18 protein-coding genes, 1 other RNA gene and 1 other annotated feature are annotated in these 14908 nt (G+C 41.6%); of the genes, 18 read left to right on the top strand and 1 reads right to left on the bottom strand.

The genetic code is table 11. The features are described 5' to 3' along the window. The first annotated feature begins 154 nt into the window (after positions 1-154). From cysS to EKM82_RS06590, 12 genes are all read left to right on the top strand, one after another. Positions 155-1561, top strand: a complete 1407-nt coding sequence (gene cysS / locus EKM82_RS06645) for a cysteine--tRNA ligase (RefSeq protein WP_125767514.1) — start codon at positions 155-157, stop codon at positions 1559-1561. Beyond that, complete coding sequence (locus EKM82_RS06640; RefSeq protein ID WP_125767513.1) at positions 1558-1971, top strand: Mini-ribonuclease 3; 414 nt, start codon at positions 1558-1560, stop codon at positions 1969-1971. The genes cysS and EKM82_RS06640 overlap by 4 nt, the downstream gene beginning before the upstream one ends. After that, positions 1949-2866, top strand: coding sequence for a 23S rRNA (guanosine(2251)-2'-O)-methyltransferase RlmB (rlmB, locus tag EKM82_RS06635; protein WP_125767512.1), 918 nt, complete (start codon positions 1949-1951; stop codon positions 2864-2866). The genes EKM82_RS06640 and rlmB overlap by 23 nt, the downstream gene beginning before the upstream one ends. A 235-nt stretch (positions 2867-3101) precedes the next feature. Continuing rightward, positions 3102-3677 carry a sigma-70 family RNA polymerase sigma factor gene (locus tag EKM82_RS06630; protein WP_125767511.1) on the top strand — a complete coding sequence of 192 codons (576 nt, stop codon included), beginning with the start codon at positions 3102-3104 and terminating at the stop codon, positions 3675-3677. Positions 3678-4754: 1077 nt separating this feature from the next. Then, on the top strand, positions 4755-4904 hold the full coding sequence (rpmG, locus tag EKM82_RS06625; RefSeq protein WP_125649950.1) for a 50S ribosomal protein L33: 150 nt from the start codon (positions 4755-4757) through the stop codon (positions 4902-4904). A 17-nt stretch (positions 4905-4921) separates the two neighbouring features. After that, a complete protein-coding gene (gene secE, locus EKM82_RS06620) occupies positions 4922-5107 on the top strand; it encodes a preprotein translocase subunit SecE (RefSeq protein WP_125649947.1) in 186 nt (61 codons plus the stop codon). Positions 5108-5241: 134 nt separating this feature from the next. Continuing rightward, positions 5242-5787 carry a transcription termination/antitermination protein NusG gene (gene nusG / locus EKM82_RS06615; protein ID WP_125767510.1) on the top strand — a complete coding sequence of 182 codons (546 nt, stop codon included), beginning with the start codon at positions 5242-5244 and terminating at the stop codon, positions 5785-5787. Positions 5788-5940: 153 nt separating this feature from the next. Further along, positions 5941-6366, top strand: coding sequence for a 50S ribosomal protein L11 (gene rplK, locus EKM82_RS06610; RefSeq protein ID WP_125767509.1), 426 nt, complete (start codon positions 5941-5943; stop codon positions 6364-6366). Between the two features lie 121 nt (positions 6367-6487). Further along, positions 6488-7177 carry a 50S ribosomal protein L1 gene (rplA, locus tag EKM82_RS06605; protein ID WP_125767508.1) on the top strand — a complete coding sequence of 230 codons (690 nt, stop codon included), beginning with the start codon at positions 6488-6490 and terminating at the stop codon, positions 7175-7177. Positions 7178-7215: 38 nt separating this feature from the next. Continuing rightward, positions 7216-7332 (top strand) — a sequence feature (ribosomal protein L10 leader region). Between the two features lie 43 nt (positions 7333-7375). Continuing rightward, positions 7376-7882, top strand: coding sequence for a 50S ribosomal protein L10 (gene rplJ / locus EKM82_RS06600; protein WP_125767507.1), 507 nt, complete (start codon positions 7376-7378; stop codon positions 7880-7882). Positions 7883-7921: 39 nt separating this feature from the next. Further along, positions 7922-8290, top strand: coding sequence for a 50S ribosomal protein L7/L12 (rplL, locus tag EKM82_RS06595; RefSeq protein ID WP_125767506.1), 369 nt, complete (start codon positions 7922-7924; stop codon positions 8288-8290). 531 nt (positions 8291-8821) lie between these two features. Next, positions 8822-9436, top strand: coding sequence for a class I SAM-dependent methyltransferase (locus tag EKM82_RS06590; protein ID WP_125767505.1), 615 nt, complete (start codon positions 8822-8824; stop codon positions 9434-9436). On the opposite strand, the gene EKM82_RS06585 is transcribed toward EKM82_RS06590, so the two are convergent. Next, positions 9426-10304 carry a helix-turn-helix domain-containing protein gene (locus EKM82_RS06585; protein ID WP_125767504.1) on the bottom strand — a complete coding sequence of 293 codons (879 nt, stop codon included), beginning with the start codon at positions 10302-10304 and terminating at the stop codon, positions 9426-9428. The two genes, EKM82_RS06590 and EKM82_RS06585, sit on opposite strands and share 11 nt — an antisense overlap. A 77-nt stretch (positions 10305-10381) precedes the next feature. Here EKM82_RS06585 and EKM82_RS06580 point away from each other — a divergent pair, with 77 nt between their 5' ends. From EKM82_RS06580 to EKM82_RS06555, 6 genes are all read left to right on the top strand, one after another. Continuing rightward, positions 10382-10906 carry a nucleoside deaminase gene (locus tag EKM82_RS06580; protein WP_125767575.1) on the top strand — a complete coding sequence of 175 codons (525 nt, stop codon included), beginning with the start codon at positions 10382-10384 and terminating at the stop codon, positions 10904-10906. A gap of 35 nt (positions 10907-10941) precedes the next feature. Then, an RNA gene (gene ffs, locus EKM82_RS06575) (signal recognition particle sRNA small type) lies at positions 10942-11040 on the top strand. Positions 11041-11944: 904 nt separating this feature from the next. Next, the gene (dnaX, locus tag EKM82_RS06570) at positions 11945-13669 is read left to right on the top strand and encodes a DNA polymerase III subunit gamma/tau (RefSeq protein WP_125767503.1); all 1725 of its coding nucleotides are present in this window, start codon (positions 11945-11947) and stop codon (positions 13667-13669) included. A 17-nt stretch (positions 13670-13686) separates the two neighbouring features. Next, on the top strand, positions 13687-13992 hold the full coding sequence (locus EKM82_RS06565; RefSeq protein ID WP_225419680.1) for a YbaB/EbfC family nucleoid-associated protein: 306 nt from the start codon (positions 13687-13689) through the stop codon (positions 13990-13992). An 18-nt stretch (positions 13993-14010) separates the two neighbouring features. Then, a complete protein-coding gene (recR, locus tag EKM82_RS06560; RefSeq protein ID WP_125767501.1) occupies positions 14011-14607 on the top strand; it encodes a recombination mediator RecR in 597 nt (198 codons plus the stop codon). Between the two features lie 2 nt (positions 14608-14609). Next, positions 14610-14855, top strand: coding sequence for a DUF2508 family protein (locus EKM82_RS06555; RefSeq protein ID WP_125767500.1), 246 nt, complete (start codon positions 14610-14612; stop codon positions 14853-14855). Positions 14856-14908: the final 53 nt, after the last annotated feature.

Here is a 14908-nt window from a genome sequence, read left to right as displayed (position 1 = left end):
AAATAAAAGCCCTAATGAGTTACAGCGACTTGGTAAACTCGATATCAAAATAAGTTGTTTTTATGCTATATTAGAGACTGGAACGATTTTTGCTCCAGTCTTTTTTTATTGATTGCTGACTGGTGCTGCATAACTAATGGAGGGAACTAAGTCCATGTTGAAAGTTTTTAATACCTTAACTCGTGAAAAAGAAACCTTTAAATCAATTGAACCTGGTAAAGTACGAATGTATGTCTGTGGTCCAACTGTTTATAATTACATTCATATTGGTAATGCGCGAAGTGCTGTGGCCTTTGATACCATTCGCCGCTATTTAGAATTCAGTGGTTACCAAGTTGACTACATCTCCAATTTCACTGATATTGGTGAGAAGCTAGCACGAACGGCGACTGCTGAGAACACAACTGTGGCAGCAGTGGCGGCAAAATATATTGCGGCGGTTAATGAAGATAGTGCGGCTTTAAATATTGAGCCAGCGACTTACCATCCCCGTGCAACTGAGAACATTAAAGAGATCATTGCGTTGGTCACTGATTTGGTTGCGCAAGGAATGGCCTATGAAGTTGATGGCGATGTTTATTTTCGCGCGAAAAAATTCCCTGAATATGGCAAACTTTCCCACCAGCCTTTATCTGAATTAGAGGTGGGCGCCAGTCAACGGACTAATTCTGAAGAAACGGCTCGTAAAGAAGATCCAATCGATTTTGCTTTATGGAAGGCGGCCAAACCTGGTGAAGTTTTCTGGGAGTCACCTTGGGGTCCCGGGTCACCTGGTTGGCACGTTGAATGTTCCGTAATGGCAATTAAGTATTTGGGTAAAACCATTGACATTCATGGTGGCGGTGAAGACTTAGCCTTTCCGCATCATGAAAATGAAATCGCCCAAAGTGAAACTTTTACCGGTCAGAGATTTGCCAATTACTGGTTGCATAATGGCTTTGTCACAGTCGGCACCGACGATGAGAAAATGAGTAAGTCGTTAGGCAATTTCGTGACGGCTCATGAAGCCTTAAGTCAATTTAATCCCCAAGCGATTCGTTTCTTTATGGCAGCAACTCACTATCGCCGGCCTTTACGATACACTGAGGCCGGTTTGGATGATGCCTTATCGGAAATTCAACGCTTTAAAATTGCCCGGGCTAATTTATTGTATCGCCGCAAAGATGCGACGGCTGGTAATGATGACGCCATTGATGGTCAGCGCCGGTTATTTGTTGATCAATTCAAGGATGCTTTTGATGATGATTTTAACGTTCAAAATGGTTTGGCGGTCATTCATGAGTATGTCCGTTTCATGAATAAGTATGCCGTTAATCCCAACGTTAAATTAGACACTTTAATGGCTTTAGTTGCGCAACTCGATCAATTTGTTGGTATTTATGGCGTTGATTTAGGCCAAACAGTTGGTTTAGATGCTGAAGTGGCTGATTTAATCGTGAAACGCAATGCGGCACGCGCGGCCAAAGATTATCAGACCAGCGATGAAATTCGCGATCAGTTAACAGCAGCTGGCATTATTCTTGAAGACACCGCACAGGGAACGAGGTGGCGTCGTAAATGAGTAATTTAGCGCAAAGTTTAAATGGCATTGCCCTTGCCTATTTAGGGGATGGTGTTTATGAAGTGTTTGTTCGGGAGCACTTATTAAATCTTGGTGTTAGCAAACCTAATCAGCTACAACGACAGGCAGTCCAATTTGTTTCGGCTAAGGCACAAGCAGCTTTGATCGAGCAAATGCAGGCTGAACAAATTCTGACCACGGCGGAATTAGCCGTCTATCATCGTGGCCGTAATGCGAAAAGTTATACCAAGGCTAAGAATACTGAGGTCATCACTTATCGAATGTCAACTGGCTTTGAGGCCGTTTTTGGTTACTTAAAGCTGACTCAACAGGACACCAGAATTGCTGAATTGGCACAATGGTGTATCGCAGAAGTGGAGAAAAAACGTGAAGAAACAACCAAGAAATAAAGCACAATTTGGTCGAGATCGTCGTGACAATCGTGGCCAGCAGCAAAAGCAGCGCAGCAATAACAGCTCGCAACATCGTAAACGACCAGCAGTTGAGCCGGTTAGTCAAGCAGTCAATGTTAATGATGAAGCAGACCAGGCTGAGTTTATTTATGGCAAACATGCCGTTCTGGAATATGTCAAAAGTGGCGATCCGCGCTCTGTTAACAAGATTTTCATGCAGAAGGGTTTACACGGCGAATTAGCCAGTAAAGTTGTTGATTTCAGTCAAAAGCATAAATTAGTTTTACAAGAAGTCCCTAAAAGTCGCTTAGATGAATTAACAGCTGATGGTAATCATCAAGGCGTGTTGTTGACGTTAGCGCCGTATCAATATGCTGAAGTGAGCGATATTTTAGCTAAAGCTAAGGCAGCCGACGAAGCACCATTGATTTTGATTTTGGATAATTTAAATGATCCTCATAATTTAGGTTCAATTTTGCGAACAGCTGATGCGATTGGGGTTCATGGCGTAATTATTCCCAAGCGTCGGGCAGTTGGCGTGACGGCAGTCGTTGCTAAAACGGCAACTGGGGCTTTGGAACATGTCTTAGTAGCACGAGTGACTAATTTAACGGCCACAATCAATGAATTGAAGGAACAAGGCATTTGGGTCTTTGGTACGGCCATGGCAGGCGAAGATTATCGGACTTGGAATAGCCGCGGTCCGGTAGCGCTGGTGATTGGTAACGAGGGCAAAGGCATTTCGCCATTGGTTGCGAAGACGGTTGATGGTATGGTGACAATTCCGATGATTGGTCACGTTCAAAGTTTAAACGCTAGCGTGGCAACTTCGATTTTGCTCTATCATATGTTTGATCAACGCCATCCAGTTAATGAAATTAGTGAAAAATAATTAACCAAGCTTGATCGATAGTCGCTAGTGATGAATTAGGGGCCGTTGATCAGGCTTTTTTCGACTCGTTTAATTTGGTGAGATTGAATTCTTCTTTCTGATGAATATTGATAAAACACGGACAGTCCGACTAGCTAAATATTTCTTTGCAATTAAACACCTGTTCTCTTACAACTTCTGCTTAGGTACGTTATGCTGAGAATACCAGGAATCGCTCATAAAGGAGCAAGCTTTTATGAGCATCAATCAAAATGAATTAGTTTTAATTGAGGCAGTTCAAGATCATGGCGATTCCCAAGCCCTGGAATCGTTGGTGCGGAAATATCAACCTATGATTGGAAATGCGGCCCAACAATTTTATTTTAAGTTGTTTGATGAAGATGATTGGCAACAAGAAGCCCGAATTGTTTGCTATGAAACCTGTTTGTTGTACCAAACAACTTACAATTGCCAATTTGGCGCCTTTTTCAAATTACGATTTCATAATCATTTGCGTAGTTTATTGCGCCACGAATTAGCTTTTAAGCGCCAAAGTAATCAGCAAAGTATGCCCTTGGAGAATTACTTGGCGGAAGAAAATGTTTTTGGTAGTGTTAATTATCCCACCCAATTAACGACCCAAACTTTTTTTGATATGGAACAATTTTTAAAAACTTTATCATATTTCGAATTACAAGCTTTTCGCGTGGCAATGCATCAACAAACCTTAACTGAAGCTTGTACGCATTTAGAATGCAGTGAGATTCAAATAACGCGAGGAATTGATCGTTGTCATGGCAAGATGCGTGAATTCATGAAGAAAATGGATTAGCAATTATAAATGTCTTACAAGTGTAAAACGGAATGGCATCTGACTATGTTCCGGGCTGCTTGGCGTGGAACGCGGCCGACGTTGATCTGAGCCAATTAGAAACCAAATTGTCTCAGATACAAGTCTTATTGTAAGTGCTAAAGCACCAACAATAATTTGGCGGCTGACGCCAAGATCCCTCCACGCCGTCTGGAGTTGAAGTGGTTTACTTTATCCTTGCTAGTAACCAATGCAGTCATTGTAGGATTGCAGCAAATATTTGAATGATGTCATGACCTTAATTTCACCATTGGATGCCAATCACTAGGCCCTTGCCTGGATTAAATTTGCAAAATGAAGCAAAACCAGTTTTTTTGCTGTTCAACTATTATTACTGATTGAATTAAGTCAATGAATCCCACTAGCGTTGTCTTAACCATTAGCAATTATTAAATGAACCAACTCAACTCCAGACGGAATGGAGGGCGCGGTTGTCAGCCGCCAAATTATACTTAGCGATTTATCGCTTAGTATAAGGCTCGTATTTGAGATTGTTGCGGAGCAATAAGCTCAAATCGATGCCGGCAGCGTTCCACAACCAGCAAGCCCGCAATGGAGTCAGAACTAGTTCTGTTTCAAAACTGGTTCTGGTTCTACTTTTTGCGGTGCTGAAACGTGTTCAGGGCGACAAATGGCTATGCCTAATTTGGTAATTTGCTCGATCGGTTGCACCGCTCAATCAAATTATCGAAATTACGCTACGCCAAAAGATCGTCGCCCCTCACACTCTAGCTGAAACGTGTTCGGGTTGCCAAATGGCTATGGCTAATTTAAATAATTGCTCGATCGGCTATGCCGCTCAATCAATTATTTGAAATTAACCTACGCCAAAAAACCGGCAACCCTCACACTCTGATTTGGAACGTGTTCGGGACAACAAATGGCTATGCATAACTTGATTATTTACTCGGTCACTTGCAGTGCCCAAGTAAATAATCGAAGTTATGCTACGCCAAAAGTACGTTGTCACTCACACTCTTGTTTTTTGGTAGTAATTATGCTAAATTTAAAGTTAGTTTAAAAAGGGTGGCCAGATAGATGTCAGTTAGAAAAGTAGCCCTCGCTTGTACCGTTTGTGGGTCGCGTAATTATACGATCACTGAGAACAATCAACGGACGGAACGGTTGGAAGTTCGCAAATTTTGTAAACATTGTGGTAAACACACTTTGCATAAAGAAACGCGTTAGTTGAGGAGCAATCACAGATGAAACGATTATTTAAATTTTTTAAGAGTGTCGGTCAAGAAATGAAGTTGGTTGCCTGGCCAACAATGAAACAAACACGTCGCGATAGCTGGGTCGTTGTTTCAACATCAATTTTGTTTGCACTATATTTCGCACTTTGCGATTTTGTCCTAAACAAACTTTTGACACAATTTATTTTTAAGTAGCGAACCTGATGAGGCGAGGCTTGTTTCTAGTCTCGTTTTTTTGTATAATGAATTTAGTTGAGAAACTTCGTGCTGACGGAGTTTTTTTATTTTGGTCAATAATTATTAGGCAATTAAGAAAGGATCATTAAAAGATGGTTGAATCAATCGAAAAGAAATGGTATGTCTTACATACTTATTCTGGCTATGAAAATAAAGTTAAGGCTAACTTGGAATCTCGGGCAACTTCAATGGGGATGGAGAATAATATTTTCCGCGTCATTGTTCCTGAAGAAACTGAAAAAGAAATTAAAAATGGCAAGGAAAAGGAAGAAGTTCGGAAAACTTTCCCTGGCTATGTGTTAGTTGAAATGGTCATGACTGACCAAGCTTGGTTTATTGTTCGGAATACTCCTGGGGTTACCGGCTTTGTTGGTAGTCACGGATCTGGTAGTAAGCCAGCGCCTTTATTAGATAGCGAAATCAAACATATTTTACATGATTTAGGTATGAGCACTCGTCATGCTGACATGAAGTTTGATGTTAGTGAAACCATTAAAATCGTTGATGGTGCCTTTACTGGTTTGACTGGTAAGATTACCGAAGTTGATCCTGAAAAGATGAAGTTAAAAGTTGTGATCGACATGTTTAATCGCGAAACCAATGCTGAATTAGATTTTGATCAAGTTGATAAGTTATAATTTGCCCTGAAAATTTTCAGGCGATTGACAAAATTTTCAATTTATTATTTCAATTAAGCCAGTAATATGCTATATTACTCTAGTGTGCTTTTATGTGGGAGGAGAAATTTCGATCTCCATTTACCACAACACGGATTAAGGAGGTTTTATCCCGTGGCAAAAAAAGTTGCGAACATCGTTAAGTTACAGATCCCTGCTGGTAAAGCGACTCCAGCACCTCCAGTTGGTCCTGCATTAGGTCAAGCCGGTATTAACATTATGGGCTTCACCAAGGATTTCAATGCACGGACTGCTGATCAAGCAGGAATGATTATTCCTGTTGTTATCACTGTCTACGAAGATCGTTCATTCGACTTCGTTACTAAGACACCACCTGCTGCTATTCTTTTGAAGAAGGCTGCTGGTGTTGAACATGGCTCTGGCGAACCTAATACTAAAAAAGTAGCTAAGGTTTCTAAAGACCAAGTTCGTAAAATTGCTGAAACCAAAATGCAAGACCTAAACGCAGCTGACGTTGAAGCAGCTATGCGCATGGTTGAAGGTACTGCAAGAAGCATGGGCTTTGAAGTCACTGAATAGCTTATTGCTAGTCGGATAGACAATGAAAATTGTTCAATCAAGTGGGAGGACGATTGACTGTCGTTAAACGGCAAGTATAAGAACATCGTCCACTTGACCACATTTGCAAGGAGGAAAAATAATGTCAAAACATGGCAAGAAGTACATTGAAGCACTTAAGCAAGTTGACAAAAACAAAGAATATACTGCTAAAGAAGCCATCGCTCTTTTAAAGAAAGTTGATTTCGCAAAATTCGACGCTACTGTTGAAGTTGCTTACAACTTGAACGTTGACCCTAAACAAGCAGATCAACAAATCCGTGGGGCAATGGTATTGCCTAACGGTACTGGTAAAACTCAAAAAGTCGTTGTCTTCGCTGAAGGCCCACAAGCAAAAGCTGCTGAAGAAGCAGGTGCTGATGTTGTTGGTTCTGATGACTTAGTACAACGTATCCAAGACGGCTGGTTAGACTTTGACGTTGCTGTTGCAACACCACCAATGATGGCCAAAGTTGGTCGTTTAGGCCGGGTCTTAGGTCCTAAAGGTTTAATGCCTAACCCTAAGACTGGCACTGTAACGATGGACGTTACGAAAGCCGTTGAAGAAGTTAAAGCTGGTAAAGTAACTTACCGTGTTGACAAGGCTGGTTTGATCCATGCACCTGTCGGCAAAGTAAGCTTTACTGAAGAACAATTGTTCCAAAACTTCAAAGCACTTGACGATGTCATTTTACGTGCTCGTCCAGCTGCTACTAAGGGTGTTTATATCAAGAGCTTAACTTTGACTTCAACATTTGGTCCTGGTTTAGCAATCGATACTAATTCACTCTAAGACTCATTTGACAAGCACCAATTGACGTGCTATCTTATTTAAGAATAGTTTTTCTACCTAAGACTCAGGTGACTTATGTCTTAATATCCTGCCGAGGCCAGATGATGAACGCTTAATCTCTGTGTCTTCGGATACAGAGATTTTTTAATCCCGGCATGTTTGTGGTTGAAAGATAAATATTACGTGGAGGTGAAAAAAATGAGTGAAGCAATTATTGCACAAAAAGCAACTGTTGTTGATGACATCTACGAAAAGTTTAGCAAAGCTAAATCAGTCGTCGTTGTTGACTACTTAGGTTTAACTGTTGCTGAAGCGACTGAATTACGTAAGGAATTACGTGAAGCAGGCGTGGAAATGAAAGTTGTTAAGAATACTTACTTGCGTCGTGCCGCTGATAAAGCTGGTTACGAAGGCCTTGATGAAACATTCTCTGGCCCTACAGCCGTTGCTTTCTCTTACGATGATGTCACAGCCCCAGCTCGGGTTATGTCTAAGTTTGCTAAGAGTATCGATGCCTTGGAAATCAAGGGTGGTATCATCGAAGGTAAAGTATCTTCATTGGATGCAATTGCAGAATTGGCTACTTTGCCAGACCGCGATGGTATGTTATCAATGTTACTTTCTGTATTACAAGCACCTGTTCGCAACGTCGCTTATGCTGTTAAGGCAGTGGCTGAGGCCAAAGACGACGAACCAGCTGCTTAATCAATTTTAAAATCAGATAATTAATTGGAGGAAACAAACATGGCTTTAGATACACAAGCAATTGTTGATCAATTAAAAGATGCAACAATCTTAGAATTAAACGACTTAGTTAAAGCAATCGAAGAAGAATTTGGCGTTACTGCTGCAGCTCCTGTAGCTGCTGCCGGTGCTGCTGGCGCTGCTGCTGATGCTGCACCAACAGAAGTTAATGTTGAATTAACTGAAGTAGGTCAAGAAAAAGTTAAGGTTATCAAGGCTGTTCGTGAAATCACTGAATTAGGCTTGAAAGATGCTAAAGGCTTAGTTGACAAAGCACCTTCAATCATCAAGGAAGGTCTTGCTCCTGAAGAAGCTGACAAGATCAAAGCTAAACTTGAAGAAGTTGGCGCAACTGTAACTTACAAATAAGCTAATCACTTATTAAAGTAAATTAAAACCACCTGATTCCCAATTAAACGGGAGTTAGGTGGTTTTTTAGTGCGCTAGTTTGGCATGAAAAGGAACCAATCAGAATGAAACGGCGGGATTTTCGGCGGGATTTTTTAATTTGGTCCCGCTTGGTCAAAATACGAGGTGTTTCATCTCACTAGTACTGTCTTAATGACTAACAATAGTGAGACTAACTTAACTTCAGACGACGTGGAGGAATCTTGGCATCAGACAATCGAGTTTTATTTACGCAGGAGCTTGCGAGAAGCAGCCAAATTATCGTTGGTGTTTCAGCACTTACGATAAGACTTGTATCTGAGACAATTTGATTTGTAATTGGCTCAGATCAACGTCGGCAGCGTTCCACGCTAATCAGCCCGGAACAGAGTCAGACGCAATTCTGTTTTAGCAACTGCGCTATTCCCGGCTAGGATTAAAATAAATCGCTTATCTAGGTACTCTCCGTGCTATGCTATAATAAATGAATTGAACAAGAAGTGGGGTTGACCAATGAGTCATCAATATTTTGAAGATAATCAGGATTTAGCTCATCAACGGGAAACATTTAACTTTGACTTGCTAGGTCATCAGTTGCAATTAACAACTGATGCTGGCGTTTTTTCGCGGGAGCGGGTTGATTATGGTAGCGTGGTGTTGTTGAATGCGGTGGCACCATTTTTGCCGCAACAGGGCACCTTTAAAGTGTTAGATTTGGGTTGTGGCTATGGCCCAATTGGTCTCAGCATTGCTAAGGCATTTCCTCAGGCGCAGGTGACGATGGTTGACGTTAATCAACGGGCTTTAGATTTGGCTCAGGAAAATGCCAAGGTAAATCAAGTTAGTGAGCAAGTTGAAATTTTGTTAAGTGATGGCTACCAAGCGCTCAGCAAAACCGATTTTGACTTTATTTTAACGAACCCGCCAATTCGCGCGGGCAAGCAGGTGGTTAATCGGCTCCTGAGTGAAAGCCTAAATTATTTAACCAAGCAAGGTCAATTTTTTGCAGTTATGCAAAAAAAGCAGGGGGCACCCTCTGCTTTAAAGTTATTACAATCGATTTATGATCAGGCGGAAATTGTTAAACGCGATAAAGGTTACTATATTTTGCGGGGACTTAATCTTTAAAAGCAGTAATTAATAAGTAACACAAAACTAAGTCGTCCATTTGTTTCAGATTGAGGTTGGTACTCTCGTAGAAACGTTCAAGGCGATATTGGAGTGTATTTCGATGCAAAAATAGTTTTTTCGCCGCCGAACTTAAATTGCCAGCACTTTGGTACAAAGCAATAATCACGTCTTTAATTTCGCTGTCCTTATTGAGGATGCTGTTCAATTGCTGGGCTAATGGCGATTCGCGAAGTTGCGGCCGGGCATAGTAATCCAGCGCCAAAGTGGCTAAGCTACTCACTGAAGAGGTTGATTTCGAGAAGACGGCTTGTTCTTCGTTGAAAATTAGCGCCAACTGCTCATCTAACGGCCAATAATTGCCGATGAAAGCCTGAATTTTAACAAAAAAGTCACTCTCAACAGTTTGCAAGATACTTTCAAGTTCCGTTAAAGTTAATGTTTCTGGGCCGTTTGCTTGTACCACAATTAAAGTTTGTGTGTTTAAGTAAAAGTGGGAAACTAAGTGATTGAACAAATCAGAAATTGATTGTTCCAATTCAGCCTGGTTGCTTTGGTCGCGAAAAGTTAACTTAAATTGAATAATGCGGACAGTTTTGGAAGCTGCTTGTGGCAGAATTGTTGACTGTTGCGTTAGAAATTGATACCAAGGGTTGTTTTGAGCGGTGGTGGTGTAATTCTGGTCACTTAAGTCTTGCAGAATTGCTTCACTAGTACTATTTAAATTTTTGCGGCGAATGGCTAACCAATTACCGTCAAAAGACCAAACTTCCTCAGCAGTAGTTGCTGCTTGGGGACCGCTAATAATTCGTGATTTAGGAAAAGCATTTTTTAAACGCATGACAAGATCGTTGGTTCCTTTACTCATGATTTGTGACCACCGTTTTTATTTTTAGTTTAACATGTTTTCACGATTAAAAGAAAGGGCGTGTACAAGTGGATCGAATGCTGCCGCTTCCCATTGAACAACAGCATAAATTTATGGCTGCCGCGATTGCTGAGGCTGAGAAGGCAGCCGCAATTGGTGAAGTGCCGATTGGGGCTGTCATTGAATTTCAAGGGACGATTATTGGCCGCGGTCATAATCTACGCGAGACTAGTCAAGATGCGACTGATCACGCCGAATTAATCGCAATTCGCCAAGCCTGCCAGCAACAAAAAAGTTGGCGCTTAGAAGATTGTCGGATTTTTGTGACTTTAGAACCTTGTCCAATGTGTGCTGGGGCAATCATTAATAGTCGCCTTGAGCAAGTTTATTTTGGGGCACCTGATCCTAAAGCTGGAGCTGCTGGTACTTTGGTCAATTTATTGGCTGATCCGCGGTTTAACCATCAACCTGGTGTCTTTCCTGATGTTGAGCGGGCCCAAACCCAAGCTTTACTCCAAAATTTCTTTCGGGAAATTCGGCAACGTCAAAAACGGGCTAAACAACAACGGCAACAAATTTCTAAAAATCAGGAACAAGGCTAGCTTTTTAAGCCGAAATTAGTTACAATATATATTGCCGTTAAGGCTAAGGCAATGTCCTCCCTGTGAATCGTGTCAGATTCGGAAGAAAGCAGCACTAAGTGGGGTAGAACATGTGCCTTATTTTTTTGGCCAAAATTTCAAATTTAATTGATGAAACTCACCAAACATTGTTGGGTATTTTCAAATGCACACAAAGATTTAAGTCGCTCCCTAGTTTAGGGACGGCAGGGGCCCAGCGATTTTTTGGGCGTGGAACATGGTGGGCGTTGATTTGAGCTTATTGCTAGCGCAACAATCTCAAATACAAGCCTTATTCTAACCGCTAAAGCGGCAAGAATAATTTCACCATTGACGCCAATCGCTGGGCCCCTGCCTGGATTAAATTTGCAGAATGGGGCACCACTATTTAGCCGAACCAGATTGTGGTGATATAAAAATGGTGTGACAATCTCTCTAAAGAATAGAACTGTCACACCGATTTTTTGTTACTGTTCAACTATTACTACTGATTGAAATGAGTTAATGAATCCTGCTACCACTGTCTTAAATGCTAACAATGATGAATGCACTGTCTCAACTCCGGACGGAATGGAGGGATCTTGTCGTCAGCCGCCAAATTATTGTTGGTGCTTCAGCACTTACAATAAGACCTGTATCTGAGACAATTTGGTCTTTAATTGGCTCAGATCAGTGTCGGCCGCGTTCCACGACAAGCAGCCCGCAATGCAGTCAGAACCAGTTTTGTTTCAACACTATAATCAGGTTTTAACGATTTTCAAATTTAGCTTCAAGTTGGTTCAAATCAGCGTCGGCCGTGTTCCACAACCAGCAAGCCCGCAATGCAGTCAGAACCAATTCTGTTTGATCACTGTGAATTTAGTGTGGCACTAATTCTAAACCGGAACCAGTTATTTTTGATGTTCGATTGCTGAATTGAAGATGACAGGTTGCTATTGTTTTGGTACAGTTAATAGTAGAATTTGTGGTAACATAATAAGTAACGTGTCAGATTTCAGTTCGAGAAAAGAAGGTGTCAGCATGGCGTACCAAGCGTTGTATCGAGTGTGGCGACCGCAGACTTTTGCTCAAGTGGTTGGTCAGAAGATTGTCACTCAGACGCTTAAAAACTCAATTTTAACTGATCAAATTAGTCATGCTTATTTGTTCGCGGGTCCGCGGGGAACTGGTAAAACCTCCTGTGCCAAAATTTTCGCAAAGGCGATTAACTGTTTAACGCCAGTTGATGGTGAGCCTTGCAATCATTGCGATATTTGCCGGGCAGTTAATGAAAATCGGCTGACTGATGTGATTGAAATCGATGCGGCTTCAAATAATGGCGTCGATGAAATTCGCGATATTCGCGATAAAGTTAAATATCCACCAACTGAAGCTAAATATAAAGTTTATATTATTGATGAAGTTCATATGCTTTCGACAGGGGCTTTTAATGCTTTGCTGAAGACTTTGGAAGAACCACCGGCTCATGTGGTCTTTATCCTAGCAACGACGGAAATTCAAAAAGTACCAGCAACGATTATTTCCCGGACGCAGCGTTTTAATTTTCGCCGGATCACACCAGCTGATTTAACCGAACAAATGGTTAAAATTCTGGATCAGAAACAAATCAGTTACGATGAACCGGCCTTACAAGTCATTAGTCGCGCTGCTGACGGGGGGATGCGTGATGCTTTAAGTATTCTTGATCAAGTACTTTCTTTTGGTCAAGATCACGTTTCCTTGGCGAATGCTTTAGAAGTAACTGGTGATGCCAGTGATAATCAACTGGCTGATTATTTAAGTGCGGTTTTCCAAAAAGATTTGGATCAAGCTTTGCAACAAATTACCCAGCTATTTGCTAACGGACGTGCGACTACACGTTTAATCGAAAGCATGATTGAACTGTTTCGTAACTTGTTACTGCAGCAGAATAGTCCTGAATTAGTGGCCAGTCTTAATTATCGGCCCTTACCAGACTCACTGAAGCCATTTGCCCAACAGTTAACGACTAGTCAGCTGTATCGCATGATTAGTGATGCTAATGAAACATTGCAGCAATTGCGCAACAGCACCCATGGTGATTTGTTCTTGGAAGTTTTAACGGTTCGGCTCGTTAATTTGTTGCGAGAATCAGGCACAACTGAAACGCCTGCTGCCGCTGCACCGGCTGCTGATCAAGCGGTTGTGACGCAATTACAATCAGAAGTCACCAAGCTGCAGGAACAGGTCAGTCAATTGCAACAAACTGGTCGATCTGCGACAACAGCAGCGGCGAAGCCAAAGCAAGTCAAGCATCAAGCGGCACCGAAAATTAATCGGCAGGCCATTTATCAAGTCTTAGCTGCGGCAACCAAGGAAGATTTAAGTGCGGTCCGGGAAGTTTGGCCCGACTTATTAGATAAGTTAACGCCCGCTAAACGAGCGATGATGAATGTTTCTGAACCAGTTGCGGCTAGTCCAGCAGCAATTGTGGTGGCTTTTGAGTATGCCTTTACTCTGAAAACGGCCAACGAAGATCAAACCCTGCAAAATGATTTGAAACAAGAATTAAACCATTTTATGAATAATGATGCCAATATTGTCTTGGTCGAAAAAGATCAATGGCCAGGCTTACGGCAAGATTATATTCAAGATTTACACAAGAAAAAGCAACAACAGTTGGGTGAGACTCAAGCAGCCACACCTGCGGAACCAGAACAATCACCAGTTGTTAGTCAAGCAGAACAATTATTTGGCAGCAACGTGGTAAAAATTGAAAAAGATTAAAGGAGTGCTTTATTATGATGCGTGGCAATGGCAATATGGCTGGTATGATGAAAAAGATGCAAAAATTACAAAAGGAAATGCAGGCTGCTCAAGCTCAGTTAGATGAAAAACCTTTTGTTGGCAAGTCCAGTGATGACTTGGTACAAGTGACGATGAATGGTAAGCGCGAAATTCAAGATCTACAAATTGATCCTAAGGTGATTGATCCCGATGATCCTGACATGTTACAAGATTTGTTGATTCAAGCCTTCAACCAAGCTTTAACAACAGTTGATCAAGAAACAGAACAAACAATGGGCAAGTATACTCGCGGTTTGATGTAAGGTATAGGTGGTTAAAAGATGCAATATCCGGAAGCAATTGCGAAACTGATCGATAGTTACATGAAATTGCCGGGAATTGGTAGTAAATCCGCCACACGGTTAGCTTTTTATACGATTGATATGGACGAAAAGACTGTCAAAGAATTCTCTGACAGTTTACTTCAAGCCAAGAAAGATCTTCATTACTGCAGTATTTGCGGTAATATTACGGATACCGATCCTTGTGAGATTTGTCGTGATACGAGTCGTAATCAGCAGGAAATTCTCGTGGTCGAACAACCAAAAGATATTATGGCCTTAGAGAAAATGGATGACTATCATGGCCTGTACCATGTTTTACATGGTGTTTTATCACCAATGGATGGTAAAGGACCAGAGGATCTCAATATTGCGCCGCTGATCAAACGATTGCAGCATAGTGACGTTAACGAAGTAATCATTGCCACTAATGCCTCGCCTGAGGGTGAAGCGACAGCCATGTATTTGGCTCGCTTGATCAAACCAGCGGGTATTAAAGTCACTCGGTTGGCACATGGTTTATCAGTTGGCTCTGATATTGAATATGCTGATGAAATGACCTTACAACGGGCAGTTGAAGGTCGACAGGAGATGTAGGCATGTTTTCCCGAAATAAGCAGCAACTACGTCGACAAGGCGATGATGAATTGCGTGCCGAGATTATGGATGTTCAAGATCAATTGTTACGTCTGCGGCGAGTTGAATTACAGGACGCTGATGCTGGCAGTTCTTTTGCCGAAAGTGTGAAATTACAGCAAGCCAAGTTTAATTTACTTTATAATGAGGCACGTCATCGTGGCACCAAAGCGGCAGTCATTAGTCAAGCCATTACGCGCATTGACTAAGATTGGCCAATTTAAAAAAGGCGTTAACAATAAGTAAGAACCAATTTTAGGGT

The organism is Lapidilactobacillus wuchangensis (genome assembly GCF_003946645.1).
Taxonomy (GTDB): Bacteria; Bacillota; Bacilli; order Lactobacillales; family Lactobacillaceae; genus Lapidilactobacillus; species Lapidilactobacillus wuchangensis.
Note: the sequence above shows the minus strand (reverse complement) of the source record. Positions and strands in the feature narration are given on the sequence as shown.

Bases quoted from the DNA above. Each gene is read 5' to 3' on its own strand.
- cysS (WP_125767514.1), top strand. From the start codon at position 155: ATGTTGAAAGTTTTTAATACCTTAACTCGTGAAAAAGAAACCTTTAAA.
- EKM82_RS06640 (WP_125767513.1), top strand. From the start codon at position 1,558: ATGAGTAATTTAGCGCAAAGTTTAAATGGCATTGCCCTTGCCTATTTA.
- EKM82_RS06630 (WP_125767511.1), top strand. From the start codon at position 3,102: ATGAGCATCAATCAAAATGAATTAGTTTTAATTGAGGCAGTTCAAGAT.
- rpmG (WP_125649950.1), top strand. From the start codon at position 4,755: ATGTCAGTTAGAAAAGTAGCCCTCGCTTGTACCGTTTGTGGGTCGCGT.
- secE (WP_125649947.1), top strand. From the start codon at position 4,922: ATGAAACGATTATTTAAATTTTTTAAGAGTGTCGGTCAAGAAATGAAG.
- nusG (WP_125767510.1), top strand. From the start codon at position 5,242: ATGGTTGAATCAATCGAAAAGAAATGGTATGTCTTACATACTTATTCT.
- rplA (WP_125767508.1), top strand. From the start codon at position 6,488: ATGTCAAAACATGGCAAGAAGTACATTGAAGCACTTAAGCAAGTTGAC.
- rplJ (WP_125767507.1), top strand. From the start codon at position 7,376: ATGAGTGAAGCAATTATTGCACAAAAAGCAACTGTTGTTGATGACATC.
- rplL (WP_125767506.1), top strand. From the start codon at position 7,922: ATGGCTTTAGATACACAAGCAATTGTTGATCAATTAAAAGATGCAACA.
- EKM82_RS06590 (WP_125767505.1), top strand. From the start codon at position 8,822: ATGAGTCATCAATATTTTGAAGATAATCAGGATTTAGCTCATCAACGG.
- EKM82_RS06585 (WP_125767504.1), bottom strand. From the start codon at position 10,304: ATGAGTAAAGGAACCAACGATCTTGTCATGCGTTTAAAAAATGCTTTT.
- EKM82_RS06580 (WP_125767575.1), top strand. From the start codon at position 10,382: ATGCTGCCGCTTCCCATTGAACAACAGCATAAATTTATGGCTGCCGCG.
- dnaX (WP_125767503.1), top strand. From the start codon at position 11,945: ATGGCGTACCAAGCGTTGTATCGAGTGTGGCGACCGCAGACTTTTGCT.
- EKM82_RS06565 (WP_225419680.1), top strand. From the start codon at position 13,687: ATGCGTGGCAATGGCAATATGGCTGGTATGATGAAAAAGATGCAAAAA.
- recR (WP_125767501.1), top strand. From the start codon at position 14,011: ATGCAATATCCGGAAGCAATTGCGAAACTGATCGATAGTTACATGAAA.
- EKM82_RS06555 (WP_125767500.1), top strand. From the start codon at position 14,610: ATGTTTTCCCGAAATAAGCAGCAACTACGTCGACAAGGCGATGATGAA.